Source organism: uncultured Thiocystis sp. (assembly GCF_903866365.1).
Lineage (GTDB): Bacteria > Pseudomonadota > Gammaproteobacteria > Chromatiales > Chromatiaceae > Chromatium.
The window spans coordinates 1-14,419 of the sequence record NZ_CAIPNF010000045.1 but is presented as its reverse complement, the minus strand read 5'-3'; the positions used below and the strand labels follow the sequence as shown (position 1 = coordinate 14,419).

The window sequence follows — 14,419 nt, the reverse complement described above, 5'->3', positions numbered from 1 at the left end:
TTTCCCAAAAACCTTTGAAATCGTTGACTAAACCGTATCCATGGCGGCGATCGGCCAAGCTTTTCAACCCAGCCGATCACTCGTAACGACAAAGACGATTCTGAGCGCGGTTTAAATCATGAAATACAAGGATCTACGCGACTTCATCGACCAGCTCGAAGCGCGCGGCGAACTCCAGCGCATCCGCATCGAGGTCGATCCCTATCTGGAAATCACCGAAATCTGCGACCGCACGCTGCGCGCGGGCGGCCCGGCGCTGCTGTTCGAGCGACCGAAGGGGTCAAGCATCCCGCTGCTCGGCAATCTCTTCGGCACGCCTAAGCGGGTTGCGCTCGGCATGGGCGAGGAATCGGTGGAGGCGCTGCGCGAGGTTGGCAAACTGCTGGCCTTTCTGAAGGAACCCGACCCGCCCAAGGGTATGAAAGAAGCCTGGCGGACCCTGCCGATCTTCAAGAAAGTGCTGGACATGGCCCCCAAGGTGCGGCGCAACGCACCCTGCCAGGAGGTCAATTTCACCGGCGACACCGTCGATCTGGACCGCCTACCCATCCAGCATTGCTGGCCGGGCGACGTGGGACGGCTGATCACCTGGGGGTTGGTCATCACGCGCGGTCCGGAAAAGCCGCGACAGAATCTCGGGATCTACCGGATGCAGGTGATCGGTCGCAACCGGGTCATCATGCGCTGGCTCTCGCATCGCGGCGGCGCGCTCGACTTCTGCGACTGGCAGCGCGCCCATCCCGGCCAGCCCTTCCCGGTGGCGGTCGCCTTGGGCGCCGATCCGGCGACCATCCTCGGGGCGGTCACGCCCATCCCGGATACGCTGTCGGAATACGCCTTCGCCGGTCTGCTGCGCGGCAGCCGCACCGAGCTGGCCAACTGTCAGGAATCGGATCTCCAGGTTCCGGCCAGCGCCGAAATCGTCCTGGAGGGCCATATCCATCCCGATGATCGGGCGCCCGAGGGTCCGTTTGGCGACCACACCGGCTATTACAACGAGGTCGATCAATTCCCGGTTTTCACCATCGAGCGCATCACCCAGCGCCAGAACCCCATCTATCACAGCACCTACACCGGTCGCCCACCGGACGAGCCGGCGATTCTGGGCGTCGCCCTGAACGAGGTCTTCGTCCCCATCCTGCAAAAGCAGTTTCCCGAGATTCAGGATTTCTATCTGCCGCCGGAAGGCTGCTCCTACCGGCTGGCCGTGGTCAGCATCCGCAAGCAATATCCAGGGCACGCCAAGCGGGTGATGATGGGCGTCTGGTCCTTCCTGCGTCAGTTCATGTACACCAAATTCGTCATCGTGGTGGACGACGATATCTGCACGCGCGACTGGAAGGATGTGATCTGGGCCATGACCACGCGCATGGACCCGGCGCGCGACACGGTGACGATCGAGAACACCCCGATCGACTATCTGGATTTCGCCTCGCCGGTGTCGGGGCTGGGCTCGAAGATCGGGTTCGACGCGACCAACAAATGGCCGGGCGAGACGACCCGCGAATGGGGCCAGCCGATTCGCATGGACGATGCCGTGCGGGAGCGGGTTGATCGGATCTGGGATGCGCTAGGCATCCCGTTGAATCACGGTTAAGACCAACCGAACCTCAATAGCGCCCGCCGCCGCCGCCGCGCGGACGTTCGGCGCGCGGACGCGCCTCGTTGACGGTCAACTTGCGGCCTTTCATGTCGGTTTCGTTCAGCGCCTTGATCGCGGCGGCGGCCTCGGCATTGTTGGGCATCTCTACAAATCCGAAACCCTTGGATTGACCGGAAAATTTATCCTTGATCACCTCCGCCGCCGCCAGCTCGCCAAATTCTCCGAAAATGTCCCGCAAGTCATCGTCGGCCACGCTATAGGGTAAATTACCTACGTAGATCCTCATCGCTATTTCTCGTGCTCGCGTGCGTTGATCGGACGAATACTGCCGAGAGGCCAACACACAAGCCGACTCGACAGCGAACGACTGGAGCCCGAGACAGGCTCGCGGCTGGATAAATCGCGTTCGCGCTGACCACAGCCAAACACCAGATAAAGACGAAACCCGTGACAATGGAACTGGCGACCGTCTTCGACCATCCAGAAACGATGGCAATCGCCGCGTTTGACACTGATGGAAAGCTAGTGGATCAAATGCAATGCGTCAACGGACTCGGAAAAAAACCTTGCTGACGATGCGAAATGCGATGCTCCGAATCAATCGGCGAGATAGACGGATGACGAAGGCAGGGCAACTCCTGGAAGACCAGGAGTTGCCCGCGGACACCTCAGTCGAAGCTGCCGCGCCGGTGCTCGTCGAGCAGCACCCCGCCCAAGGCGCCCACGCCGGCGCCGATGAGCGCGCCGGAGCCGGCGTTACCGCTGAATGAACCGATAATGGCGCCCGAGGCGGCGCCAATGCCGGTGCCGCTCGCGGTGCGCGAACGTGAGGTGCTGCCGCAGCCGACAAGCGTCAGGGCAAAGGCCGCGACGAACAGGGGAATGGCGATGGTCTTGCTGGTCATGACGTGACTCTCTCTACCTTAAAGTGACTCGATTTCGGCTGGAGCAATTCCAGACCCGAGACGATGGCGCTTATTTGCAGGGATACTTTTCGGCCAGGGCCCGCACCAGTCCCACCACCGGCATCTCCTGCATGCGCTGGGCGTTGGCGGTATTCGCGCGCGCCCAGTCAAGGAAGACCGTGCGCGCGCCCTCGATGGTCGCGCCCTTGGGGTAACAAATCAGCCGTTTTATGGATTTGCGATCCGTGATCGCATCGTGATACTGCACCGTCGCCTCGATGAAGGCGCGGCAGGCATAGACGGCGGGCAGAGAAGTCTCCTCCTTCGGATCCACCGAACAAACCTGATACAGGTCTTCGGTGGTCTCGTAATTGAAGTTGGATTCCTGCAAGGCGCTCGCGGGCAGCGCATAGACGGCAGCCGCTAAAAACGCAGTCAGTGACATCGCGGGGAGGCGGAGAACGCTCATAGTGATTGGTTCCTTTTGTGTTTAGACCGTCAACGGTTTTGCAAACAGACTCATCTTAAAACACCCCTCGCAGACCGTCCGCAAGGGTGGGATAACGAAACTCGACACCCAGTTCCTCGCGCAGTTTGCGATTGGAGAGACGCCGCGATTCGGCCAGATACGACAGCATCCCGGCCGAAAGCTGTTCGGATGCCTCGGCCAAGGAAAGACACGGCGGACGCGGCAGGCCCGCGGCATCGGCCACCGCGAGAAAATAGTCGGTCATGTTGCTCGGCGCGCCGTCACAGGCATTATAGACAGCGCCATCGATGCCTTTTTCCATCGCCGCGAGACAACCGCTCACCAGATCTTCGACATGAATCCGGTTGGTATAGGGCGCTTCCTCGGCCCGCACCAGCGGCGCGCCCTGGCGGATGCGCTCCAGCGGCAACCGGTCCGGTCCATAGATGCCGGCCACCCGCAGGATGACCAGTTCGCCGCCGCTGGCCTGGCTCCAGGCGCGCAATGACTGCTCGGCATCCCAGCGCCGGCGCGAGCGATCCGCCGTCGGTTGGGCTGGACAAGTCTCGTCGACCCAGCCACCCTGGCAGTCGCCATAGACGCCGGTGGTGCTGATATAGACGATGCGCCGCGGCTGCCCGGCCCGCTCGAACGACGCGATCAAGCGACGGGTTAGCGGATCCTCCACGCCCTGCTCCGGTGGCGGGGCCAGATGGAAGACGTCAGCGCCCGCCACGGCAAGCCCGAGTTCGCTCAAATCATCCTGGAGCAGGTCATACCGCCGAGCGGGAATGCCAGCCGCGCCAAGTCTTGCCAGACCCGCCGCGCCGCGCGTCAGTCCAATGACGTCTGCGCCCCGGTCCAGGGATTGTCGAGCCAGACGCGTACCCACATATCCGCAACCGACGATGATTGTTTGTGCCATCGAGTCAATCCGTTATCAAGAGCCATCGGGGGAACAGTGGGAAAGCCTCTCTACCGAACCTCGTTTTACCCCGCCAACGCACGCCCCGCGCAACCGGCTTGACGAACAACCAGCGATTCGAGTGGCTATATCGGGGGTATTCCACCAGGATTGCAAGAGACAAGATGAAATTCAAAATTGAGATCGAGTCAGACGACCGGACCTTCGAGGCCGATCCGGGCGAAACGCTGCTGTCCGCCGCGCTGCGCCAGGGGGTCGGGTTGCCCTATGGCTGTCGCAACGGTCAATGCGGAGCCTGCGCGGCCCAGCTTCTGGCCGGCTCGATCCGGTATCCCAGCGGCCAGCCCGAGGGTCTGGAAGGCAAACCGGCAGGCGCCTGTCTTCTCTGTCAGGCAGTGGCCGAGTCGGATCTGCGCCTGGCGGTCGCTCGGATCCGGACCGCCGCCATGATCGAGGTCCGCACCCTGCCCTGCCGCGTGGACCGCCTGGAACGTCTCAGTCACGATGTCACGCGGCTGTTTCTGAAACTTCCCGAGCAACAGCGATTGCCCTTCATGGCCGGTCAGTATCTGGAGTTCGTCCTGAGCGACGGGCGCCGACGCGCCTTTTCCATCGCCAACGCGCCGCACGACGACGAATTCATCGAACTCCATGTACGCCAGGTGCCAGGCGGCGAGTTCACCGATTTCGTCTTCGATGGCCTGCGTGAGAAGGCCATCCTGCGCATTCAGGGACCGCTCGGGAGCTTCGTGCTGCGCGAGGAGTCGGCGCGGCCCATGCTCCTGATCGGCGGCGGCACCGGTTTCGCACCGCTGAAGGGGATGATCGAACATGCGCTCCATGTCTGCATCCAGCGTCCGATCCGGCTCTACTGGGGCGTGCGCTCGCGGCGCGATCTCTATCTGGCCGAACTGCCCGCGACCTGGAGCCAGCGGCACCCCGATGTCCGCTTTACCCCGGTGCTGTCCGAGCCGGATCCGGACTGGACCGGTCGCACCGGCTTCGTCCATGAGGCGGTGCTCGCCGATCATCCCGATCTCGTTCGCTTCGATGTTTACCTGAGCGGCCCGCCGGTCATGGTCGAGGCCGGACGCGCCGCCTTCGCGGCGCGCGGACTCAGCATGGACCAGATGTTTTCCGACGCCTTTACCTATGCGGCGGACGGCAAGCGCCAATAACGCCAGACCAGCGCGGCGATCGCCAAGGTGCCGCCCAGCGCCCAGACGCCCTGTCCGGCGTCGAGCGCGATCCCGATGGGCAATGGCTCCGCCGCCTGCGTCATCGTCAGCAGACCCGCGTACCAGGCCGGAGACTCCCAGGGGAAACGCTCGGGCCTGGCCAGCAGGCAAAGCACGCCACCGGCCAGCCCCAGAATGGCGACGATGACAAGCACGAGCGCCGTCGCGCCGGGACCGGACCAGGATGCGGCGTCGCAGAGCGCCAGTGCCAGAGGGCCGAGATCCAGCGCCATGCCCAGCGCGGCGGCCGCCGCCAATCCGGAAAAGAGCGTCACGGCGAACATGCCTGCGTCGAGACGCCGTTGCAGAACCGGCAACAGCACCAGCATCCAGACGCTCAGGAAGGCGGTTTCGGGGCCAGCCAGCGGCTGATCGAGTCCAGTCAAAACACTCCGCACCACATCCCGCCAGAAGGGCGACAGTCCCAGCGCAATCAAGACCGCTGCCAGCGCCAGCCGGGCGCCATGGCGACGGGTGAGGTCCGGGCGCCAGGCCGCCAGACCGAAGAGCGTCAACCACAGCAGAAGCGCAATGAGGGTCGTCATGGTGCCCGGATCTTCTCGTGACGCCTTTTCAGAACGATTCCCCTAAATTCGGCAATTGAAACCGCAAAGGCGCAAAGGACTCGAAGAAAAGCAGAGATTTGTCTCATCCGCTCCCTTCATCCCGCAGGTGACTGCCCCCGCCTGGACAACGCTTTGAAATACTTGGCGTCCTTTGCGGTTCAACTGCACTTTTCAGGATCATCCGCGTTCGCCCAACCATTCCCGCGCCTTCTCCAGGATCAGCGCCTCGCACACGGCGGGCAACTGGCCGCGCCGATTTTCGACGCTGGCCAGCGCCGCGTGCGCGCGTTCCGGATCGCCGGACCAGCGATACCCCAACCCGGCGAGCAGGGCGAAGGCGACATTGGCCGGCGCGCCCTGGACCGTGAAGCGATCGGCGATCTCGCGAAACTGGATCCGATCCTGCGCCAGGGCGGGCAGCGCGCCGAGATCCAGGATCAACTGGCGGGTACGGTCCAGACAATCGGCGACGCCCTGACGGGGTCGGGCAAGCTGGCGTCCCAGTACCCGCATGCGCATCTGACGCGCATCCCAGAAACCGGGATCGGCGGCGATGGCCCGCGTCAGCGCCGATTCGGCCCGGTCCAGCGAACCGGACTCCCAGGCGATCGCACCCAGCACGAAATGCGCGTCGGACCGGATCCGCTCGGGCACGTCCGCAACCGCCAACGCCGCCCGAGCCGCCTTGCGCGCCGGCTCCAGGTCGCGCAGACGCAGCTGCACGCGGGCCATCTCCAGCCGTGCGCGAAAGCGCGTCCGGGCATCGGCGGCGGTCGTCAGGGGTTGCAGCAGGGCGAGCTTGTGCCGCGGATCGCCGCTCAGGGCGGCCATCTGGAACGCCCGACGCGCCGACTCGTCCACCCGGCCCCACAGATTGCGATAGCGCATGAACGCGGTATCCCCCGCCGCGCGCAGCGAGCTGTCTTGCGCGTCGGGTTGCAGGGCGGCCTCGCCCCGCGCGTCCAGATCCGACCAGAGCGCCTGCCATTGAGCGAGCGCCGCGGCTTCCTGACCATCGCCCGCGCCGCCGGTCTGCGGCTCCGACAGGCGGACGGTCAGACCCCAGAGACCGACCGGCAGGAGCGCCGCCAGCAGCATCGCCGTCACCGCGAACAGCCGCCGTCGGAGGTCGCGCGACACTGGCGCATCGGCAAACGGCTTACCAATAGATGGCATGATCGGTGAACTGTGCCGGATGTCGACCCAACAGCAGCGGCTCGTCGGGCCGTTGGGCGAACCAGCGAAAGCGCAGACCCGCCGCCTGCAGCCGCTCGTAGAGAGGAACGAAGGTCTCCATGCCGGCGGGATGGACGATGAAGACCGGTGCCGTGCGCGTCACGGCAAAGGCCGCGCTCAGGTCGGCGAGGAGACGCTCCGTCGCGGCCTCCGACCAGGGCGGCTCCTGAGTCAGGACCGCCTGGGCGTCAAGCCAGAAACGGATCTGGAAAGTATCGAGGTCGCGGGTCACCAGCGGCTCGGGCAACCACTCGTAGCGGCCCTGCGCGGTGGTTCCGGAATTGGCATCTGGCGCCGCCGAGAGGGCCGCAACCACGGCCTCCTGATCCCAGCGCGCCACCCGCCCGGCCAGCACAAAGTAAAAACGCGAAAAGGGTGGGAAGAGATCGCGCTGGGGTTCCACGAAACGCTCGGCGGAGGTCGGACGCGCGGCGGGATGGCTGGAGGTTTGAGTGTCGCGCCGCGCCGCGACCAGCGAAAAGAGCGTCACGATCAGGATGATCGCCAGGAGATTGGTGGCAATGTCCAGAAAGGCGCTCTGGGCCGGGTTTTCACTGTCCATGCGCGGCGCCCTCCTCCCGCCAGTCGGCCAGCAGCCGCGCGAGCGCGTCGGGCGAGGACGACAGCGGTCGAAACGCCAGTCGGAACACCCCGCGCGGCTCGCCTCGATCCTTGAGCAGGCTGGTGAAACGGGCGAATTCGTCCTCGAACCTGCGACGGGTCGCGAAACAGGCGTCGGTCAGCGCAAAAACTAGATTGCGCACGCCCGCGCGCGATCCGGCCAGCGTCTCGAACAGGGCCGGAAACTGCGCTTCGCGATACTGGACCGGCGCGGCGGTCGAGCCGGCGTAGAGCGTCACGTCACCCTCGGCGACGCAGATCACCAGATCGTCGATCGCCAGCGCGCGTCCGGCATCCGGCTCGACGGCCTCCTGCAGGGCGAAGATGACGATCAGAATCCCGATGAAGGCAAACACCAGATCGAGAAACGGCAGCAGATTCAGTTCCACGATCGGCGTGTCGAGGGGACGGCGGCGCATCAGTCAGCGGTGTCGCAAACCAGACGGTCGAGCAGGATCCGGTAATAGATCATGTCCAGCTTCTGCGCCCTGGCGCGCAGGATCAGGAGCGACAGCATGGTCGGGATCACCAGCACCAGACCGATGAAGGTGGTATCGAAGGCGAACGCGAGTCCGCCCAGCACGTCGCCGAGACCGCTGCCGCCCGCGCTCGGGTCGACCGAGTCTTCCAGCCCGCCGATGGCTTGGGTAATGCCGATCACGGTGCCGATGAATCCCAGCAGAGGGAGCACCCAGATCGCAAAGCCGATGGGCGCGAAATTGTGCTGATGCTGTTGGCTACGCAACAGCAGGAGATCGTCGCGCAGATGCAGCAGATCCTCCCGCCGCCGCGTCTTGCCGGACCCGTCTTGCAGCGCGGCGGGGAGATCGTCGTCCTGCGGGCCGCGCCCGGAGAGATAGAGAATCCAGTCCCGGAGACGCGAGTCCCGTCGCGCGGCCTGCGGGTCAAACCGCTGGCGCAAACGCCGACGCTCGCCTTGCAGTCCCAGATACTGAAGCGCGGCATAGAGCAGGGCGATGACGAAGATCGCGATCATGAACTGACAGTAGCCCGGACCGAGATAGCGGCTCAGACCCAGCGGCAGGCTGGCCGGATCCTGAAAGCGCAGGAAGGTCAGGGACAGCGCCAGGGTGAGGAGGGCGGCCACCGTCAGCGGCAGCACGATCTGGCGCTCCGAGAACAGACCGTCGAGACGGTCGAGATTCGGCGAGAGCGGGTGATCGCTCACCGGCGGGCGTCCGGTTGCGGTTCCAGGCGATCGAGCTGGCGCTGGAGGTCGGCGCGCGTCGCCTTCAGTTCGCCGAGACGGAGGCTGGTTTCGCTGTAGAGTCGTTCGTAACGGCGACGCTCGTCCAGGGTCGGCGCCGCATCGGCCTGATCGAGCGCGCGCTGGGCCATGCCGGCGAGATGGGTCTCCAGTTGATCCAACGTGGTCAGGAGTTGCCGCACCGCCTGCCAGGAATCCGCGACAACGGCCTGATCAGTCGTCGGCACGCCCGTTGGATCGTGGGACGCCGGCGGCTCGACCGCTCCGCTCGCGGACAGGGACGCCGCCAGCAGCAGCGCCGGGAGCAAATGCCCGGCGGCGTTGCTCATTGCGAAATCGGCGTCTGCTGCGCCTCGTTCGCCGTCTTGACGATCACCTGCATGTTGGCATTGAGGTTGGTCAGATTGGCGCCGACCTTTTTCAGTCCCTCGATCGCCTTATCGGCCTGACCCAGTTCGTAATAGGCCAGCACGATGTCGCGGTCGGACTCGATGGAGCGCATCAAGGCGACCGAATTGGCCCGTTCGGTACTGATCTGGTTGCGCAACTCGCGGCCGGTATTGAGCTTCGCCTGCCAGGACTGAGCGACCGGCAGAAACGCCGGATTCGCCTCGGACTTCTTCAGCGTCTCCTGACGGCGCTGCTCCCAGAGCGCCAGCAAGGCGTCGAGTTCCTGCCAGATCTCGCTTTCCTCCGCCATGCTCTCATGCACCTTCGTCACCGCGGCCAGCATCTCGTCGAGCACCTCCCCGCCCTTTTCGATCGAGTCGCGGCTGGCCTGGATATTGGCCTCCAGATCGCCCAGGTTCGCCTGAAGCTGTTGGGCGACCTCGTTGACCTTCTGAAACAGGTTCGCCATGTCAGGCGGCGTGGCCGATTGGGCGAAGGCGACTCCAGCCATCAGCGAGAAGAATCCAGCGAGCAGAAGCGTGGTTTTTTTCATAGCGTCCTCCAAGTAATGAGATTTTTAATTTTCAATCAGTTAAACCGCGTCCACTCCAACGCCTGGAGATTTTGGCGAGTCCCACCCAATGCACCAACCACCCATAACCCACCAGACGCGGTTTAATTTAGTTGGAAATCGGCACCGAGTTTTGCAGGCTCTTCTCGGTCTTCTCCTCGACAATGGTCATAGCCGTCGTGATGTCGTTCAGCCCCTCGACCACGGAACGCGCGGCGGCGATGGCCTCCAGCACCTTGCCGATCTTCATCTCCTGCAGGATCACCCGATGCTGACGCATGATGGTCGAGAGCTTTTCCTGGGCGAGGGTCCGGCTCTGATTGAGGCGCTCGTCAACGATGTCATATTCCTGGATCGCCCGTTCGAGCTGGGCGATGCTCTGCTCGCGGTTGGGATAATCCGGCGGCTGACGCTCGTACCAGCTTTTCAGCACGATGGTTCCCTCCTTGGCCCGATTGAGCGCATCGGCGAAATCGCTGTTGAGATCGAGTTTGTTGAGGACGCCATAGACCTCGTCGCGCAGGTTGAAAAAGAGGTTGTCGACCTGGACCTCTTTCTCGTCCTCGGAGGTCAGCCGGGCGACTTCGTCGAGCTTTTCCATCGCCGTCTGGATGCGCGCGCCGAGCTGGGCGTTCGAGGTGCGGATGTTCGACATCTCGCTTTCCAGGATGACGGTCGGATTGGTCCGGTTGGGGTTGCGGGAACTGTAATTGCTGTCCTGCGCCCAGCCGGGGGGGGCGGTCAGCATCGCGCCGAAAATCAGGACCGCCGCGCCGATGGCGGCGCGCCAAGCGGCGATCACGGGAAAACGGCACTTTGTCTGGCGTTCGGTCTCGGGCATCGGACAGTCTCGACAATGATGGGCACGCGGGCCACGGAGCGGGCTCGAAGCGTTAAGGGCAGGCATCGAGGTTTTCCTTGAAACCGTCGATCAGACGGCCGGTCTTGTTGCTCAGATAGGCCAGATCGCGCGAGATGTTGGTCAGATCCGATTCCAGATTGCGCGCGCGGTCGGCCTCGTGCACCAGTCGCTGAATGACGATCGGCCGGGTTTCCTCGTTCAGCGCGGACTCGATTTTCTTGATCATCAGCCCCGCGCAACTGTTCAACTGGGTCGCCTCGCCGATCCATTGAGACACGGGCAGCTTTTCCAACTGGTCGATTTCCTGTCGGCTATCGTCCAGGAACGACGCCGGACATTGGGCGTCGGCCTTGCCGAGCGCGAGCCGCAGACTGGCCAGTCGCTGGTTGCCGCGATCGACCCGTTGCAGGATCTTGACATAGCTTTCGCCGAGCGCGTGATAACGCTCGAAGACCTCCGCGTCCGTCCAGGCGCAGGTGACGGGCTGATAGACCGCCGGCAGGCGCGCCACGAAGTCCCGCGAGTCCTTGAACAGTTGGCTGGGATCGTCCAGCAGCTCGGGGTAATAAACCCACAGCGCGCCCGCGCCGCCGCCGAGCAGAATGACCAGCGCCGCCAGAGTCTTGAAAGGAAAGCCACGCGAACGCCGGGCGCGGCTGGAATCGGCGGGCGGTGCCGGGGGCGGCGGAACGGCCGCGACGGAACCGCGTTCTGGCTCTGGTGCTGGCGCGGGGATGGCCGGCGACGGTCGCGACTCGGGCGGCGTCGGCGATGCGTCGGGCGGTTCTTGAGTGACCGCCACGCCGAAATGCTCGGCCAGTGGCTGAAGTCCGCCGCGAAATCCCTGACCGATGGCACGGAATTTCCAGCCGGTGGCGTGGCGGTAGATTTCGGCGAAGATGAGCGCCTGTTCGTCGGCGGCCTCGGTGAGGGTGAAGCCGACCGCCTCGCCGGTTTGCGGCGTTGCCGTGAGGGTCGCCCCGGTCAGCTCGCGGAACGAGCCGGACTCCAGCGTGGCGGCGAACACGCATTTTTCGATGCTGGCCGGGAGTCGGTCCAAGTGCAGGAGGCAGTCGGTCTGGCCGGCGGTGAACGAGGAGAGCTGGATGACGCCAGCGGGCGCCTGGGGCTGGTTATAAAAGAGGAACCAGGCATCGTCGGGGACGTGGCCCGCGCCGGTGACCGCCAGACAGACGGCGTCCAGAACGCCACGGTCCGGCGGCCAACGGAGTTCGACGCGCACGGTTCCCGCGTTCGTTAGCGGTGCGTTCGCGCCCTTGGGCAGGATTTTCATGTCGGCCATCCTGACGGCAAGACATCCATGGCGTTTCCTCGCGAGAGTCGGCCTGCATTGGCGCGCCAAACGTTAGCCCAAGCGGACAGGCAGCGCAACCGGACGACCGGCGGCGGCGCGCCGATTTGCGCGCCAGTCCCGCGCCGATTGTCCGTGCGAGTCCTTGCCGCTCCGTCCGCGGACAGGCAAACTCGCACCCCCAACCCGCTTGTCGACCAGGATTTCAGAGGAGCGCCCGAATGCGTCCAGCCTGCAGCGCCGTCGCCCTTGGCCTCTTGACCCTGCTGCTGGCGGCCTGTTCGACCGGCGGGGTCAACTCGATCTGGACCGAACCTGGCGGCGCGCCGTCGCCTTATCGCAAGCTGGCGGTGATCGGCATCGCCAATAAAACCAGCGTGCAACGCGCCTATGAAGACAATTTCGTTGGGGCGCTCAAGGCCATCGGCGTCACTGCCAGCTCCGGCCAGGCCGTGGCGTCGGCGGCGAATCGCACGGGCGATCAGAACATCCGGAAGGCGCTGGAACATTCCGGCGCCGACGGGATCCTCGTCACGCATCTGATCGCCGAGCCTGCCAGGAACTCCGAGCCACCCGCGCGGGCGACCGCGATCCCCCAGGCGTACCGACGTCTCGACCTTTATTACAATCAGGTCTACCGCGAGGTCATGACGCCCGGCTACTACGCCGATTATCAGAAACTGCGGCTGGAGTCCAACCTCTACGATGCCAAACGCGAAACGCTGGTCTGGTCCGGCCGCTCGCAGCCGTTGGACCCCGATTCGGAACGAACCATCGGCCAGATCATCGCCGATGTCGTCGCGCAATTGCGGCTGGATGGCTATCTGCCGTGAGATGCCTGCGTGCTTCTCGTCAGACCGCTCCGTGCCGCGAAAACTGCCTTTTGATGCCCGATTGGAGATTCGAGCCGATTGATTTCCCAGAAGGGATCGGTCACGAATCGATTGGGTAACCGTCCATGTCGAGGTGGCGGAACGGGGAATGCGATCGGTGGCGGCCACCCAACGACGCTGCGCCAGGATTTGGATCGACAGCCGCACCTAGCTTGCCAAAATTAACCGATTAGGTTAATGTTGTTTTTTATGGAGAAACGAACCCCGCACCGCAAGCTGTCTGTCGTCAAAACGCTGATTGAGGCGGGTAAGGTACGGATGACACAAAGCGCCGTCATTGGTGGAAGGCGACTGGGTTTCGATGTAGACGGCATCGTGGCAACGGTGTTGGCGCTCACACCCGCTGACTTCTACAAGTCCATGACGACCCATGCGGATCACCGGATTTGGCAAGATGTCTACCGCCCAACCACCTCGGCCGAGGACCTATATGTGAAACTAACCGTCATCGACGAGGTGTTAATCGTGTCGTTTAAGGATCTATGAACATGCAATGTCCCGTTTGTGGCGCCGCCGATCTGGTGCATGATACACGTGACGTGTCTTTCATTTATAAAGGCGAAACCACGACGATTCCGGCCGTGACGGGCGATTTTTGCCCCGCCTGTGCTGAATCGGTTCTGGATCTGACGGAATCGCGTCGTTTTAGCGAGCAGGTTGGCGATTTCATGAAACAGGTGAATGCCGCGATTGTCGATCCGGGCTTCATCGCCAGCGTTCGCAAAAAGCTCGCGCTCGATCAGCGCGAAGCCGCCGCGCTCTTTGGTGGCGGTGTCAACGCCTTTTCACGCTACGAAAACGGCAAGACGAAGCCCCCCTTGGCGCTCGTCAAATTGCTCAAGGTGCTTGACCGCCACCCCGAGCTGTTAGACGAGGTCAGGGCGGCGTAGTGCGTCAGGGTGGCGATCCGTCAAGCCCCATGCCGGCGCGCCAATCGGTCGATAGGCATCCGATCATGCAAAGATCCTGATCGGCAGCGGCGACTCCGGATTAGCCGAAGACCACACCCAATGCTCAGCGCAGGCCACATAGCCTTTACGCACCGGATTCTCATGTACGTACTTGAGTTTCTGCACGTAGAAGGCAGGATTCTCGATCTTCTTCGGCGCGTTGGTGTCCATCCAGAGCCGATAAGCCCCCTCATCATCGACGAATAGCCGGAAGACGCTTGGTTCGGTAACCTCGATATTTTCCTTCAGTTGCCTGGACGTGAAGCGCTTGAAGTCGCGTAGAAAACCCGCGACGTCCGGCGAGCTGACGATCAAATGAATGTGGTTCAGCATGAACACATAGCCGTTCAACTCAAGTCCCTTGTGTTCCTGACAATAGCGAATAGAGTCCGCCAGAATCTGCCAACGGTGGTGACGGTCGAACAGGTAATACCAGCGTTGCACCGTCAGCGTGAGAAAATAGGTTCCGGCGTTCAGGTTCACAGGTACGCGGCGTGAAGGCATGGTGTTCGCTCATAGGTGTTCGGGATTTTTTAAGCCTGGACTTCCAGAAGCAACCTATTTAAACGACCTAAGGATGTCTCTCTTTTCTTATAATTTGGATCGAAAATTTCGTTTGCAAAAAGCTTTATCTTATTCGCTAGGTTATT

Annotated in this window: 19 protein-coding genes; 5 read left to right on the top strand and 14 right to left on the bottom strand. The window is 63.2% G+C overall.

The window, feature by feature from the left end; translation table 11 throughout:
• The first annotated feature begins 118 nt into the window (after positions 1 to 118).
• Positions 119 to 1,597: a 4-hydroxy-3-polyprenylbenzoate decarboxylase gene (gene ubiD / locus QZY07_RS02670; protein ID WP_295399556.1), complete on the top strand. Its 1,479-nt coding sequence runs from the start codon at positions 119 to 121 to the stop codon at positions 1,595 to 1,597.
• Between the two features lie 13 nt (positions 1,598 to 1,610).
• On the opposite strand, the gene QZY07_RS02665 is transcribed toward ubiD, so the two are convergent.
• From QZY07_RS02665 to QZY07_RS02650, 4 genes are all read right to left on the bottom strand, one after another.
• Positions 1,611 to 1,889: an RNA-binding protein gene (locus QZY07_RS02665; protein ID WP_295399555.1), complete on the bottom strand. Its 279-nt coding sequence runs from the start codon at positions 1,887 to 1,889 to the stop codon at positions 1,611 to 1,613.
• A gap of 382 nt (positions 1,890 to 2,271) precedes the next feature.
• Positions 2,272 to 2,508 (bottom strand): glycine zipper family protein, encoded by a 237-nt coding sequence (locus tag QZY07_RS02660; protein WP_295399554.1) that lies wholly within the window; start codon positions 2,506 to 2,508, stop codon positions 2,272 to 2,274.
• A gap of 70 nt (positions 2,509 to 2,578) precedes the next feature.
• Positions 2,579 to 2,977: a Rap1a/Tai family immunity protein gene (locus tag QZY07_RS02655; RefSeq protein ID WP_295399553.1), complete on the bottom strand. Its 399-nt coding sequence runs from the start codon at positions 2,975 to 2,977 to the stop codon at positions 2,579 to 2,581.
• 55 nt (positions 2,978 to 3,032) lie between these two features.
• Positions 3,033 to 3,902, bottom strand: coding sequence for an SDR family oxidoreductase (locus QZY07_RS02650; protein WP_295399552.1), 870 nt, complete (start codon positions 3,900 to 3,902; stop codon positions 3,033 to 3,035).
• A 164-nt stretch (positions 3,903 to 4,066) separates the two neighbouring features.
• Here QZY07_RS02650 and QZY07_RS02645 point away from each other — a divergent pair, with 164 nt between their 5' ends.
• Complete coding sequence (locus tag QZY07_RS02645) at positions 4,067 to 5,080, top strand: CDP-6-deoxy-delta-3,4-glucoseen reductase (protein ID WP_295399551.1); 1,014 nt, start codon at positions 4,067 to 4,069, stop codon at positions 5,078 to 5,080.
• Here the strand turns inward: QZY07_RS02645 and QZY07_RS02640 are convergent.
• The 9 genes from QZY07_RS02640 to QZY07_RS02600 all read right to left on the bottom strand — a co-directional run bounded on the left by QZY07_RS02640 (position 5,053) and on the right by QZY07_RS02600 (position 11,908).
• On the bottom strand, positions 5,053 to 5,685 hold the full coding sequence (locus tag QZY07_RS02640; RefSeq protein WP_295399550.1) for a hypothetical protein: 633 nt from the start codon (positions 5,683 to 5,685) through the stop codon (positions 5,053 to 5,055). The two genes, QZY07_RS02645 and QZY07_RS02640, sit on opposite strands and share 28 nt — an antisense overlap.
• Positions 5,686 to 5,883: 198 nt before the next feature.
• Positions 5,884 to 6,882, bottom strand: coding sequence for a hypothetical protein (locus QZY07_RS02635; RefSeq protein ID WP_295399549.1), 999 nt, complete (start codon positions 6,880 to 6,882; stop codon positions 5,884 to 5,886).
• The gene (locus QZY07_RS02630) at positions 6,866 to 7,504 is read right to left on the bottom strand and encodes a hypothetical protein (protein ID WP_295399548.1); all 639 of its coding nucleotides are present in this window, start codon (positions 7,502 to 7,504) and stop codon (positions 6,866 to 6,868) included. Before QZY07_RS02630 ends, QZY07_RS02635 begins: the two co-directional genes overlap by 17 nt.
• The gene (locus tag QZY07_RS02625; protein WP_295399547.1) at positions 7,494 to 7,982 is read right to left on the bottom strand and encodes a hypothetical protein; all 489 of its coding nucleotides are present in this window, start codon (positions 7,980 to 7,982) and stop codon (positions 7,494 to 7,496) included. The genes QZY07_RS02630 and QZY07_RS02625 overlap by 11 nt, the downstream gene beginning before the upstream one ends.
• Entirely contained in the window at positions 7,982 to 8,752 is a 771-nt protein-coding gene (locus tag QZY07_RS02620; RefSeq protein WP_295399546.1) for a MotA/TolQ/ExbB proton channel family protein, read from the bottom strand. The genes QZY07_RS02625 and QZY07_RS02620 overlap by 1 nt, the downstream gene beginning before the upstream one ends.
• The gene (locus QZY07_RS02615; protein ID WP_295399545.1) at positions 8,749 to 9,120 is read right to left on the bottom strand and encodes a hypothetical protein; all 372 of its coding nucleotides are present in this window, start codon (positions 9,118 to 9,120) and stop codon (positions 8,749 to 8,751) included. The genes QZY07_RS02620 and QZY07_RS02615 overlap by 4 nt, the downstream gene beginning before the upstream one ends.
• Positions 9,117 to 9,734: a hypothetical protein gene (locus QZY07_RS02610; RefSeq protein WP_295399544.1), complete on the bottom strand. Its 618-nt coding sequence runs from the start codon at positions 9,732 to 9,734 to the stop codon at positions 9,117 to 9,119. Before QZY07_RS02610 ends, QZY07_RS02615 begins: the two co-directional genes overlap by 4 nt.
• A gap of 127 nt (positions 9,735 to 9,861) precedes the next feature.
• Positions 9,862 to 10,593, bottom strand: coding sequence for a hypothetical protein (locus tag QZY07_RS02605; RefSeq protein WP_295399543.1), 732 nt, complete (start codon positions 10,591 to 10,593; stop codon positions 9,862 to 9,864).
• 52 nt (positions 10,594 to 10,645) lie between these two features.
• Positions 10,646 to 11,908 carry a TerD family protein gene (locus tag QZY07_RS02600; RefSeq protein WP_295399542.1) on the bottom strand — a complete coding sequence of 421 codons (1,263 nt, stop codon included), beginning with the start codon at positions 11,906 to 11,908 and terminating at the stop codon, positions 10,646 to 10,648.
• Between the two features lie 239 nt (positions 11,909 to 12,147).
• On the opposite strand from QZY07_RS02600, the gene QZY07_RS02595 reads away from it, so the two are divergent.
• The 3 genes from QZY07_RS02595 to QZY07_RS02585 all read left to right on the top strand — a co-directional run bounded on the left by QZY07_RS02595 (position 12,148) and on the right by QZY07_RS02585 (position 13,709).
• Complete coding sequence (locus tag QZY07_RS02595; RefSeq protein WP_295399541.1) at positions 12,148 to 12,759, top strand: hypothetical protein; 612 nt, start codon at positions 12,148 to 12,150, stop codon at positions 12,757 to 12,759.
• A gap of 237 nt (positions 12,760 to 12,996) precedes the next feature.
• Positions 12,997 to 13,305 carry a type II toxin-antitoxin system MqsR family toxin gene (locus tag QZY07_RS02590; protein ID WP_295399540.1) on the top strand — a complete coding sequence of 103 codons (309 nt, stop codon included), beginning with the start codon at positions 12,997 to 12,999 and terminating at the stop codon, positions 13,303 to 13,305.
• A complete protein-coding gene (locus QZY07_RS02585; protein WP_363183614.1) occupies positions 13,302 to 13,709 on the top strand; it encodes a type II toxin-antitoxin system MqsA family antitoxin in 408 nt (135 codons plus the stop codon). The genes QZY07_RS02590 and QZY07_RS02585 overlap by 4 nt, the downstream gene beginning before the upstream one ends.
• A 63-nt stretch (positions 13,710 to 13,772) precedes the next feature.
• Here the strand turns inward: QZY07_RS02585 and QZY07_RS02580 are convergent, their stop codons facing one another.
• Complete coding sequence (locus QZY07_RS02580) at positions 13,773 to 14,273, bottom strand: transposase (RefSeq protein ID WP_295399538.1); 501 nt, start codon at positions 14,271 to 14,273, stop codon at positions 13,773 to 13,775.
• Between the last annotated feature and the right edge of the window lie 146 nt (positions 14,274 to 14,419).